This window comes from Pseudocitrobacter corydidari (genome assembly GCF_021172065.1).
Taxonomy (GTDB): Bacteria; Pseudomonadota; Gammaproteobacteria; order Enterobacterales; family Enterobacteriaceae; genus Pseudocitrobacter; species Pseudocitrobacter corydidari.
Map to the genome: position 1 here is coordinate 1852333 of NZ_CP087880.1, position 12380 is coordinate 1864712.

Annotated in this window: 12 protein-coding genes; 3 read left to right on the forward strand and 9 right to left on the reverse strand. The window is 54.5% G+C overall.

Translation table 11 applies throughout. The annotated features are described in order from the left end of the window. Positions 1–245: 245 nt before the first annotated feature. Genes G163CM_RS08625 through G163CM_RS08645 form a run of 5 tightly spaced genes read right to left on the reverse strand, consistent with a single transcriptional unit; the run spans position 246 to position 5441 of the window. Entirely contained in the window at positions 246–1463 is a 1218-nt protein-coding gene (locus tag G163CM_RS08625; RefSeq protein WP_231827720.1) for an acyl-CoA dehydrogenase family protein, read from the reverse strand. Further along, complete coding sequence (locus tag G163CM_RS08630; RefSeq protein ID WP_231827721.1) at positions 1460–2857, reverse strand: LLM class flavin-dependent oxidoreductase; 1398 nt, start codon at positions 2855–2857, stop codon at positions 1460–1462. Before G163CM_RS08630 ends, G163CM_RS08625 begins: the two co-directional genes overlap by 4 nt. A 55-nt stretch (positions 2858–2912) precedes the next feature. Next, positions 2913–3647, reverse strand: a complete 735-nt coding sequence (locus tag G163CM_RS08635; RefSeq protein WP_015964950.1) for an ABC transporter ATP-binding protein — start codon at positions 3645–3647, stop codon at positions 2913–2915. A gap of 2 nt (positions 3648–3649) precedes the next feature. Beyond that, a complete protein-coding gene (locus G163CM_RS08640) occupies positions 3650–4462 on the reverse strand; it encodes an ABC transporter permease (protein ID WP_231827722.1) in 813 nt (270 codons plus the stop codon). 4 nt (positions 4463–4466) lie between these two features. Then, a complete protein-coding gene (locus tag G163CM_RS08645; protein WP_015964952.1) occupies positions 4467–5441 on the reverse strand; it encodes an aliphatic sulfonate ABC transporter substrate-binding protein in 975 nt (324 codons plus the stop codon). Between the two features lie 214 nt (positions 5442–5655). Here G163CM_RS08645 and G163CM_RS08650 point away from each other — a divergent pair, with 214 nt between their 5' ends. After that, entirely contained in the window at positions 5656–5895 is a 240-nt protein-coding gene (locus G163CM_RS08650; protein WP_015964953.1) for a DinI family protein, read from the forward strand. A gap of 565 nt (positions 5896–6460) precedes the next feature. Next, the gene (locus tag G163CM_RS08655; protein WP_015964954.1) at positions 6461–7351 is read left to right on the forward strand and encodes a LysR family transcriptional regulator; all 891 of its coding nucleotides are present in this window, start codon (positions 6461–6463) and stop codon (positions 7349–7351) included. A 35-nt stretch (positions 7352–7386) separates the two neighbouring features. On the opposite strand, the gene G163CM_RS08660 is transcribed toward G163CM_RS08655, so the two are convergent. From G163CM_RS08660 to G163CM_RS08675, 4 genes are all read right to left on the reverse strand, one after another. After that, positions 7387–9675: a fimbria/pilus outer membrane usher protein gene (locus tag G163CM_RS08660; protein WP_231827723.1), complete on the reverse strand. Its 2289-nt coding sequence runs from the start codon at positions 9673–9675 to the stop codon at positions 7387–7389. Next, complete coding sequence (locus G163CM_RS08665; protein WP_231827724.1) at positions 9596–10360, reverse strand: fimbrial biogenesis chaperone; 765 nt, start codon at positions 10358–10360, stop codon at positions 9596–9598. Before G163CM_RS08665 ends, G163CM_RS08660 begins: the two co-directional genes overlap by 80 nt. Before the next feature lie 2 nt (positions 10361–10362). Beyond that, the gene (locus G163CM_RS08670) at positions 10363–10848 is read right to left on the reverse strand and encodes a Csu type fimbrial protein (protein ID WP_231827725.1); all 486 of its coding nucleotides are present in this window, start codon (positions 10846–10848) and stop codon (positions 10363–10365) included. Between the two features lie 344 nt (positions 10849–11192). Further along, positions 11193–11930 carry a Csu type fimbrial protein gene (locus tag G163CM_RS08675; protein ID WP_231827726.1) on the reverse strand — a complete coding sequence of 246 codons (738 nt, stop codon included), beginning with the start codon at positions 11928–11930 and terminating at the stop codon, positions 11193–11195. An 82-nt stretch (positions 11931–12012) separates the two neighbouring features. On the opposite strand from G163CM_RS08675, the gene G163CM_RS08680 reads away from it, so the two are divergent. Then, entirely contained in the window at positions 12013–12243 is a 231-nt protein-coding gene (locus tag G163CM_RS08680) for a hypothetical protein (protein ID WP_231827727.1), read from the forward strand. Positions 12244–12380: the final 137 nt, after the last annotated feature.

The window sequence follows — 12380 nt, forward strand, 5'->3', positions numbered from 1 at the left end:
GTACTTGCCTGATGGCGCTGCGCTTATCAGGCCTACGGGTATGAGCCGCGCCCCCGGCATTGGTGCCGAACTACGCCTGATGGCGCTGCGCTTATCAGGCCTACGGGGTTTTGAGCCGCGCCCCCGGCATTGGTGCCGAACTGCGCCTGATGGCGCTGCGCTTATCAGGCCTACGGGTTTTGAGCCGTTGTAGGCCGGGCAAGCGAAGCGCCCCCGGCAATGGCGCCGAGCCGCGTACCCGGCAATCACGCCGTACCAATTCGCCACTGATACCCCGGCGGTGTGCCGTTCACGGCGAAATCCCCCACGATGCGCGCCTTGTAAACGCGCGGGTTATGCGAGACCAGCGTGCGGGCATTACGCCAGTAGCGATCCAATCCGTGCGCAGAGGACGTTGCCGATGCGCCAAGCGCATCAAAAAGACGCGTCACCGCATCCAGAATTAACGCTGACACCACGGTTTGCCCCTGGGCAATAGCCAGTTCCGCCTGTTGATTGGCGCGATCCGCCGCCTCGGCATGGCCGATAGCCTCAAACGCCTGCTGCAAGGCACGGGCGCCCTGCACCACAATCGCATTCGCGCCATACACCGCGCTGTAGACCTCCCCCACAATCTGTAAGATTTGCGGGTCCTGCGCCGCGCGCGGGCCGTTGCCGTGGGAGTAGCTACGCGTGCGGGTACGCACTGCCTGCGCCACATCCTCAGCCGCCGCCAGACCAATGCCGGTTAATGTCGCAAGATGCACCAGTTGATAGAACGCAGGATCGTAGGACGTCGCCGATTCATGGCGCGTCAACTCTTCCGCCTGCACTGGCGCGTCGGCAAACAGCGTGGTGCCGCTGGCCGTCAGGCGCTGACCGAATCCGTCCCAGTCATCTTCAACCGTCACCCCTTCCGCGTGGCGATTCACCACCACATTGACCCACACACCTTGTTCATCGCTAACGCCGGTATTGATCCAGTCGGCATACAGCGACCCGGTGGTGTAATATTTTTTACCGTTCAGCCGATAGTGTTCCCCTTCGCGCACTATCTGTGAGGTAAACGTCCCCTGCTTCGCATCACCCGGTTCGCTCCAGGCGTTGCCAACCCAATCCCCCTGGGCGAGTCGGGCAAACCAGCGCGATTTTTTCCCGGCATCCGCAGACGCCAGCACGCTTTCGACAAAACCAAAGTGACCACGCAGCGCCTGGGTGATATTGGAGTCCGCCGCAGAAAGTTCGGTGAGTAGCGCAAAGAACTGCGGCAAGCTGGCACCATAGCCGCCCGCCGCAACCGGCACGCGCAGCGCGCCGAAGCGCACGGCTTTCAGCCACTGGAGCGGTTCAAACAGCAGTTCTCGCTGCTGCTCACGGGCCTGCGCGCCTTCACGTATGCGCGCAAACACAGGGCGGAAAGTTTCTGCCAGCGCGGCGTATTGCGGATCGTTATCATTGCTGTGTAGCGCCCAGAATGCGGTCATTGTTTTACCTCTTGTTTGAAATCGTCGGTATAGCGGGCAGGATCGCGGTACGCGTGCGCCGGATGGTTTTCTGGCAGTCGCGGCCCCCGGCCAAACATTTTTTCCCGCAGCGTTTTTCCCTGTGGATAATGCGAGCGGTAAACGCCGCGCCGTTGTAGCTCCGGCACCAGCCACTTCACCACATCACTAAAGGTTTCATGCGCCACAACATACGAAAGGTTGAAGCCGTCCACGTCGCTCTCCTCGACCCAGTGCTGAAGCTTGTCGGCAACGGTCGATGCCGAGCCCACGAACACCTGGCCCAGGCCACCAATGGCACCATAATCAGCGAGATCGTTGAGCGTCCACGAGGTATCGCCCGCCGCAAAACGCGCCACCAGCCCAGATGCCGGTTCCGGTAATTGTGGATACGGCACATCATGCGGTAGCGCAGCAAGATCAAGCCCCGTCCAGCCCGAGATCAGCGCCAGTGCGCCGGGGCGAGAGATATAGCGCTGATACTCCTCATATTTTTGCTGTGCTTTTTCATCGGTCTCTTCCACAATCACCGTCACCAGGGTGTAGACCAGCACATCGCTCCCCTTACGCCCGTTGGCGATAACCTGCTCGCGCAGGGAAGCGACATAACTCTTCAAGCCGCTCAGGGTGTGAGAATTCACAAACACGCTCTCGGCGTGGCGAGACGCAAAGTTGACGCCCGCGCCGGAGGAACCGGCCTGGAACAGCAGCGGCGTGCGCTGGGGCGAAGGTTCACTCATCTGCACGCCCGGCACGCGGAAATGTTCACCGTGGTGGCGAATAGGGTGGACTTTCTCTGGATGCGCAAAAATGCCCTTTTCCTTGTCGCGCACCACCGCATCCTGCTCCCAGCTGCCTTCCAGCAGCTTATACACCACTTCCATGTACTCTCCGGCGCGCTGGTAACGCGCATCGTGCTCCAGCAACGCCTGTTGCCCGGTATTGCGCGCACCGCTGTCGAGATAGGAGGTCACGATATTCCAGCCCACGCGGCCCCCGGAAAGATGATCGGCGGTCGCCAGACGGCGGGCAAAGGTGTACGGATGCTCATAACTGGTGGAAATAGTGACGCCAATCCCCAGGTGTTCGGTGACCATTGCAATGGGCGCGATCAACTGTAAAGGATCGTTAAGCGGGATCTGCGCCGCATCGCGCAGCGCCGCTTCGGTATTACCACCGTAAACATCGTAATAACCAATCACATCGGCGATAAACAGGCCGTCGAACAACCCTTTCTCCAGCAGGCAGGCGAGTTCCGTCCAGTAGGCGAGATCTTTATACTGCCAGGAGCGATCGCGCGGGTGTCGCCACAGCCCGGAAGCCTGATGCCCGACGCAGTTCATCTCAAAGGCATTCAGTCGTATCTGTTTTTTCATCAAGGGGCTCCCCTCGCAACGTGGCGATAAAAGGTAAGAAATGCATGAAAAGGATTCAGGAAACGGCGTGGTGACTGACCAGCAAATCCAGCGCGCTCTTGCGATAACTGGCGAGTTCACTGGCGTTACGGTCGCGCGGATGCGGAAGCGAAACCGCGACATCACGTAGCACACGCCCCGGTTCGCCGCCTAAAATGACCACCCGGTCGCTGAGATAAAACGCTTCGTCCAGATCGTGGGTCACCAGCAGTACTGCAATGCCGTATTGGCGCGCCAGATTGAGCACCAGATTTTGCAGGTTCATGCGCGTAAACGGGTCAACGGCGCTGAAGGGTTCATCCATCAGTAAAATCTTCGGACGCCCGTATAGCCCGCGCGCAATCGCCACGCGCTGGGCCTGTCCGCCGGAAAGCTGTTTGGGCAGCTTGCCGCGATGGCTGCTGAGGCCGACATCGTTGAGCAATTGTGTCACCCAGGCTTCGTCGGCGCGGTTGTCGTCTTCGAAACCAATATTTTGTTCAATGGTCAGCCACGGGAACAGGCGCGCTTCCTGAAACACCACGCCGACGCGGTGATCCTGGCGGGTGCTCTGCTCTTCGCCATACAGGCAACGCCCGCGATAATCGGTGTCCAGCCCGGCAGCGATGCGCAGCAGCGTACTTTTGCCGCAGCCGCTGGCGCCGAGCAGGCTGACGATTTCGCCCTCGTCCAGGCGAATGTGGATATCGCGCAGAATAGTGCGTTCGGCAAAGCTTTTCTCAATGTGCTCAAGCTGTAAAATTGCACCCATGATTAACGACCTCCTTCGTAGTTATCCCGCCAGGTCATCATGCGGTTTTCCAGTTTTTTCAGCAGGCTATCGGAGAGTTTGCCCATCATCGCGAGCGTAATAATCGCCACCAGCACCAGGTCCGGACGCGAATTTTCGCGGCCATCGGTCAGCAGATAGCCGACTCCCTGCGTCGCCGCCAGCAGTTCTGCCGCCACCACGCACAGCCAGGACATTGAAAGCCCACTACGCAGCCCGGTAAACAGGTAAGGCCGTGCGGCGGGAAGGATAATGCGGCGGATCAGCTGCGCCCCGCTCAGGCGATAGAGCGTGCCGAGTTCAATCAATTTGCGATCGACGTTGCGGATCCCTGCAACCAGGTTGAGATAAACCGGGAAGAACGCGCCAATGGCGATCAACGTGATTTTGGCGCTTTCGTCGATGCCCATCCAAATAAGCAGCAGCGGCACCCATGCGAGGCTTGGAACCGCGCGCAACGCCTGGAAGGTCGAGTCAAGCCAGCTTTCGAGGCTGCGGCTCAACCCTACCAGCGATCCCACCAGCACGCCCAGCGACGCGCCGATGGTAAAGCCTGCCAGCACGCGCAGAGAACTGGCCAGAATATGCTGCCAGAGTTCCCCCTGCGCCAGCTCGACAAAGCTGTAAAAAAGCTCTTCCGGAGGCGGCATCACCCACGCCGGGATAATCCCCAGCCGCACGATTATCTCCACGGCCAGCGCCGCCAGAATCGGCAGCGCCCAGCCGCGCAGGTTATAGCGCTTAACGGTAAATCGTCGTGGCGCTTTAACCTTCGTCCCCCGCAAGATATCTGACATACGCTTACTCCCCTACAACCTGCTTGGCCAGCGCGCTATCCACCAGCGTATTCAACGCTTTGTCCGGGTCGGTGCCGGAACGCAAAATTTTGTCCTGCTGTAACAGAGGAATCACCGGTTTGATGGCATTCAGATGCGCTTCGCCAGGGATCGGTTTGCTCAGGTCATAACGGCTGAGCTGCAGCTTGATAACCGGCTCCGGCAGCTTGGTTTCTGCGGCAATGACCTTCACCGCCTCATCCGGGTTGGCGATAATCCAGCGGCGCGCTTTGTCGTAGGCAGCAATCACCTGTTTGACCGTATCAGGATGTTCCGCAAGGAATTTCTCGTTGGTATTGAGGAACGCTGCAACGCCAAATTTGTCGTTGCTGTAGAGCACTTTATCTCCTGCCAGTTGCCCCGCCGCCATATGCGGGTCCAGCCCGGCCCAGGCGTCAACACGCCCCTGCTCCAGTGCGGTACGACCATCAGGATGCTGAAGATGAACAATGTTCACATCGCTCGGTTTCAGTTGGTTGGCTTCCAGTGCGCGCAGCAGGAAGAAATAGGGATCGGTGCCTTTGGTCGCCGCAATTTTCTTGCCTTTCAGTTCATCGATCGATTTCAGCGGTGAATCTTTTTGAATGAGCAGCAGGCTCGGGACGTACCAGAGATAGCTGTATACCGCTTTCACCGGCTGGCCGTTGGTGCGACTGACAAACGCCGAAATACTCGAGGTGAGCGCAAATTGCGTCGAGCCGCTGTTCAGGAACTCCAGCGAGTTATTCGAGCCGCGCGATAATACCCAGCGCACTTCCGTCCCCTGCGGTTTTAATTCATCTTCCAGCCAGTGATTTTTCTTCACGATCAGGCTTTCCGGGGCGTAGTAAGCGTAATCAAGACTTAACGTCGGTAACGCTTCTGCCTGGCTGTAAAACGCGGCGAACGTTAGCGCCAGCGCAGATGCGGTTCTGGCGAAAAAGGTTTTTTTAGCGTGCATGGTGCGGCCCCAAATGTGCGATGTGATTATTGTTGTTTCTGTTTCGCCACTGTAGGGGAAAGCCTTAGGGCCACAAAATAACAATTCCGCAGAAGGTTATTAACATTTTTGAAATGTATTGCGCAATTTGCGGGATACTCGTGACAAATCTGTTGACGTCTGCCCCCGGTTATAGCGCATAATACTGTATAAACATTCAGTATTTGGAGACAGTATGTTTGTAGAACTGGTTTACGATAAACGTAACGTTGCGGGCCTGCCCGACGCGCGTGAAATCATCTTAGCGGAGCTCACTAAACGGGTACATCGCCTCTTCCCTGATGCCGATGTGCGCGTAAAACCGATGCAGGCCAATGGCCTGAACAGCGACGCCAGCAAAAGCGATCGGGAAAAACTTAACCGCATGCTGGAAGAGATGTTTGAAGAAGCCGATATGTGGATGGTGGCAGAATAAAACGCCCGGCACTCGACGGTCAGAGCCCAGTGAGCTCTGTCTGTGAAACCCGACGGGTAAACGGGCAATTTTGATCTCCTGCGTATGGGCAGGCATTTTCACCCTACTCCGTCGGGCTTTTAATTTGATCTATCAACATATCTTGTCCACTCTCTTCGTTAGCCGTTAAGCGCTATCTCCTTTTCATGCTGGTTTCTGCCATAATGTGCCCAAAGACACATTTGATATGATGCTTTTATTTATTATTGCCGCTATTTAATTAATAATATTGAATTGATCAGGCATTACAAATAAAGTCTTTTTTCCTCCGAATTACAACACCCTACAACGATTTCCAACTCCTGTTAATGCAAAACACAGAAAAAACCTATATTGACATTCATTAACTTTTTATAATATATTTTAACGGTTATTAGAATATCTTCTATTATTGAATAGACAGTAAAATAAAAAACAGATAATGTTGTTTCTTTATTATGCCGAGTCATATTCTTTTCTCGCACACATTCAACGCTTGCAACATACACTCACACGGTTAGTTATTATAACGATGAAATGTTAAACAATGGATACGAAATATTTACGTGCTTTCGTTTGCCTCGCTGAAGAATTACATTTTCGACGAACCGCAGAAAAACTCAACATTAGCCAACCACTATTAAGCGCATTGATAAAATCGCTTGAAGAACAAGTCGGCACCACGCTTTTTATCCGTACGACACGCAGCGTACAGCTCACCCCGCAGGGCGCATTACTGCTGGGCAAAGCCCGCACGGCCTTAACGGCTTCAGAAAGTTTTCTTGAAGCCGCGAGCGATCTGGCGGAAGGGAACTCTGGAACATTAAATATATTTTATTCCAGTATTACTGCGCATAGCGATATTATGGGACGATTAATTAGCCGATTCCAGATAAGGTATCCGGAAATTAATATCAATATGATTGAGCACAGTGACTTCCACCAAAGTAAACGCCTGATTGATGGCGAAATTGACATTGGTTTTTTCAGCAACCTGGATGTTCCCCATGATGTTGAAACCTCCAGTTTGTGGCTGGCGTCCGATCCGCTAAGAGTGATTATGCCACGTAACCATCGGTTGGCAGATAAACCATCACTGAGTTTTACACAGCTGGCAGCTGAACCCTTTGTGGTTTATGCCACTACAGATTATTCCACCAGCGATGCCATCAAAACGTTATGCGGGTTTACTCCAGACGTACATCATCAAACTTCGCACCCGCTTCTGCTCCCCTCATTGGTCAGTGCAGGGTTAGGTATTGCGATTGTCCCGGACTCCTTTCGCTCAATTTTACCGGTGAATCGGGTGGTGATGAAAGATATTAACGTTCCGTCATTTAAGCTCGATATCATGATTAACTGGATGAAGAATAACACCTCACAGACGTTATCCACCTTTATCAATTTTATTCACGAAAATACGCACCAGACATCGTAACAGCCTCAGAGCCCTTAAGGATTAAGGGCCTTTTGTTAATGCGGGCTACAGATTTTTACGCCATATTGCATATATTGCTTACCGGCAATCGGTGGAAGCCTCAGATGGCACGACTCGCGCCCCATAAAGACGGTAATATCGGCCGGTAACGGCGGGTTTTCCAGCCATACGCCCCCTTCCCGCCCGACCATCTGATAACCCGCCATGCCTTTAACGGCAACCCGGCTGCCCATTGGCACAGCATTTCCCTGCTCATCCTGTAGATAAACCACCGCTGAGACCGTCGCCTTCAGGCCAAAATCGGCCAGTACCGCCCGCGTTTTCCCCGGCAGCGCGTTCATATCGACGTTGGTGGCAGGCACAGAAGGCGGCAGACCTAACGGATCAATCGTAATTTTACTGTTGTTCCACACGGGAATATCCGTCAGCAGGAGATAGCCCTTATCATCGGTCTCCCCCACCAGACGATTCTCCAGATGCACCGGGACATGTGCAAAGCCGTCGGTCGATACCAGCGCTAAGCCGGAGTCTGAGTGACGCAGCAGAAAGAGCTGATTGCCGAGCAGTGCGACGCTACCTTCGTGACTGGCGTACCAGCTCTTGTCAGAATCATACTGGTTGGTTCCAATATGCCACTCTCCCCAGGGGTTAACATTGCCGATGTCCGCGTAGCGCGTGCCGGAACTGCTGCTACTTTGACCTACCTGCCAGCGCCAGCCGTCACTATTATTTTCCGTTTGATGGCGATAGTTCCACTGGCGGTTTTGCCCCTGCGCCTGTACGTTGATGAGATCCTGACGGCCGAACGGAACGGTCAGCGTGAAGGTCAGTTGCTGGGCATGCTCCCCTAACTCCCGGGTATAGCTGAGGCTGGTAAAATAGCCCCGCCCCAGGCTTTTCGACCATGAGAGATTAAGATAACGGCTAAGCTGTGAATCGGCACGCTGGCGAACCAACCCCGCGCCGAAAGTGCCCAGTTGCGACACGTTACCGCTTAGCCAGACGGCATCGCTGCGCCGCAACGGTGTGGAACCGCTCAGCGATGCGTTATCCGCAAAACGTGCGCTGTTGATGGTGCTTGTCGCTGTAAGAGAGACACCATGACCGCTCCACTGGTAGCCGCCGCCATATTTTGTCCCTGCGCCGTCCGGGCCCTGGCTGGCGACAGCAAAACCATTTATCACCCCCAGCCCCATTATCGGCATCCAGTACGCGCCGAGGCCGCCGTTGTACATATCCTGCTGCTGTTCGGCGTGGGCCTCCAGCGTAAGCTGCTGCGTGGCGCCGTATCGCCAGCCAGCGTCGGTTAGCAACGGTGATTCATAATCGGCGGAGCGCGTACCGTAGTGCTTGCGCATCCAGCCCATATCCAGCGAACCGCTACTGAGCCCCTGCGCCAGCATGCGCGGGGTGCCGTAGAGATCGAGGGAAACGGTTTTGCGATTGCCGTTAATGTCGGTTACCACCACCTGCGCCTGCCCCATCCCGGTAAATGTCGGCGTTGTTTCCAGGATGTATTGCCCCGGCGTGACGTGGCTGGAACTCTGCTTCAGGCCATCAACGTAGAGATCCACCGTCGAAGGCAGCGCCACCGTGTCGCTGAACGTCTGACGCGGCAGCGTGTTGAGCTGGGGATCAAGGTCGAAATTTCGCGCCAAATGAACGCCGCCAAAGCGCACCTGACGGCTCCAGCCCACGCCGGTTGTGATGTTATCGCCCACGCTCAATGACGCCAGATGTGTCGGGCTGTCGAACTGCCAGGTGCTCATTAAGCGCGTATTACGGCTGGTCGATGCCGTCGCGGTTTCCCGATGCAGCGCATTAAAGCTGCTGGTTAACGTACCGGGCAGCCAGCCTGAGGCGCTGAACTCGGTCTGTGCGCTGCTCTGTTTAACCTCCTGACTCGTGGCGTAATTGAGGGTATACGCCATCATCAGGGAGCTGAGCGGCTGAGCCTGCTGGTAGACTTGTTTCTCATGAGACTCGCTATGAAGCCGCTGTTCGCCCCCGAGCGCTTCCTGTGCCGCATGGATATTGAGCCGTTGGTTCATGGCATCATAGGCCACCTCTACGCCCTTTAGCGAAGCCAGCGCTATCCACGCCGACGACGAGTCAGCAAGCTTGAGTCCGATGTTGTTGGCATCCTGTAACGAAATCCAGTAAGCGCCATCGCGGATATCCACTTCAATCAGGCGCGAATATACCGCCTGATTGAGGGAGATCTCCAGCCATTCGCGCTGCTCGTCAGCCTCTGTGCGAAGAGGCAGAAGAAGGCACAGCAGGAGCAGAAACCGGCCTGCCGGAGGCGAGTACGCAGTCATCATTATGGCTGTTCAGATGCAGATTCAACGTGGTCGGCGGCGTGTTACCGCGATAATTAACGGGAATGTCTATCCGGCTCCCGGCCAGCACGTAGCCGGCCAGCCCGCGAACATCAGCAAGTTGCGTTCCCGACGCCGAGATCAATTCGATGTCGCTTAAACGCGCGTACTCCTGACCCGGATTCGCGAAACTCAGCACATGACGGCGGGCATCCCAGGCACAGGTAAGCGGCACGCGCTTCGCCTCTTTTTCACCCGCTATAAAAACCGGAATCGAGTAGCGCAGCAGGAAGTGAACCGCGTTCTCTTCAGCATGCGCAGCCTCCAGCTCAGGCAGTTCATCAATCAGTAAACGGTAGCTGTGCTGGCGGTTATCCGTTTGCGGATTCAACATCACCACGCGCACCAGTTGGCGATTTCCAGGGGCAATCCGCGTCATTGCCGGGCTGCTGACGACATCCGTCGTTGCCGTGAGCGTATCTATGCCGTTGACCTGCGCCCACGCCGCCACACGCACCTGCGCCTGAATTGGCTCATGCCCGGTATTAGAGAGATAAAGCGCGGCGGCCTGTTCCCCCGGTTTCAGGGTAATAAGCACCGGGGCAACCTGTAACGTAGCGGCGCTGGCGCTGATACTCAGCCCAGCCAGCAGCCATATGGCGAAACAGTATGAGAGGTGACGTAACATCGTTAGTAAGTCACTTGCAACGTGACATTGTCTTCGTACGTCCCTGCGGGTACCTGCGCCAGCGCGCCGCTGGCAATCTTGCCGTACAGGGTTATCTCTTGTTCGTTGCCCGTGCCGGTCATATTTTCGATTGGCGTGGTCGAAGTCACCTGCTGCGTTTTCGCGTCATCGGCGTACAGGTTATACGCCACGCTGCTGTTTCCGGAGACCAGCGTAAAGGCATCCGCCCCGCCGTTGGCGCTGGTTGCATTCAGTTTGTATTCCGTCCCGCTGGTACAGGTGACCGTTACGGTGGAATCGGCCGTCAGTTCGGCTGTTTCTGATGAGGCATGTTCACCAAAATTCATATCTTCTGCAGAGACTGCGCAGGATTTAAGGACTTCCAGCGTGACATGCATATTTGCCGACGTACTGGCGTCTTGCGCATGTGCGGTCAACGCCACTGGCATCACTAAGGCAAAAATAAGATAAATTTGCTTCGCATTCATAATACAGCACCGTTTTGGGTTATCACCATGAGTGATAGTTTGATTTGTTATGAATTCTATTTTGCCGCGTTGGGCATTGCAGAATAAATTTCGTGCTATATCTTGATTAGTCTTAAAGTGCATCGGCAAGCAGAAAAAGAAAATGCGCACAATTTGGGTTGCATGTTATAAAAAGGTGCCAGGTAAAAAATACACACCTGTAACACCTTCGTAAAAAGACACCCATTTCCCGTTGAAGAAATCAGCATATTATTAATCATCAAATATTATTCAGATATGCCGATTAATATTATTATGAGATTATTAGGCGAGAATTATTTGGTGTTTTTTATAAGTCACGCCCATTAATACGTCAGTGTTATCACCACATCATCACTAAATATGCCATCCCCGTTCACCGCTTGCCCGGAGGGCACCTCACCGTATACAACAAATGATTGCGCCGATCCGCTGGCGCTGGAGACGTCCACGCGATCGACATTGGCAGTATTGCCCCACGGCATTGACGCAGAGCTGTCCTGCCAAAGCGTGTAGTTCAGGCAACGATTATTACCGTTACACATCTGCCTGCTATTGCCATTCGCATGGCTGCCGTTATCAATCCCCAGGGAAAACGCGGTTCCCAACGGGCATCGCGCCTGGATCTGCGCGCTGGCTTTTGTCGTTTGCTGGCGCAGCGTCGAGGCCTCCAGCAGGCCAAAGTCCAGATTGGTGACGCTTTGAATCGCGCAACTGTCTGAGACAGATGCAGAACTCTGCGTATTCCCGCCGTTGGTAACGCTGTTTTGCGCCTGCCCGGACTGACAGGAAGCCAGCGCATCGGTACTGGTCTCGGTGTTCCAGCGAATGCGCATCGTCATGCTGTAGTTATAATAGGAGTAAGCAGGAATATCATTCTGCCCGGCCGGAACAACGCCCCTAAGATTAAAGGTTCCGCCCACCGTGGTATTATCGGTATTCAACATAATCGTTTGCTGCATCAAATTATCATTTTGCTGCAACTCCTGCGCAGGATCGCTCAGGTTATAGACACGAAAAAGCAGCGTATACACATTACCTTCACTGTCACCGTTTGACTGCATTTTAAAAGGCGGTGCATCTTCGCTGCTGAGGCAAATATTCGCGTAGTGATTAACCCCTGGCGTGTAATCCTGAAGGTGGCATGTGTATTTGGCGCTGGCCGTTGTCGTGGCCGTCGAGCCAATTGATAGCGAACCAAACGAGAAACTATTTCCGCCGGAAAACTCACAGCTTATTGCCCCGCTAGCGGCATGGACCGTCGCAGGTGTGGTTATTATCGGCAATAATAAACCGGTGAAAATTATCAATATAATGATGCGCATGAGAATACTTTTCGCTACCACGATAATCATCGCTATCGGGCAAGGAAAATAAGATTGAGTATTGAGTTAGGTGGGTTTTACACGCCTGAGGCGGAGACGTCAAATTTCTGCTGAAAAAGATGAACCAAAGTCATTCTATTTTTTTGAACAAGAACCGCAAAACATTCCGATTTTCATGATCGCCGTCAC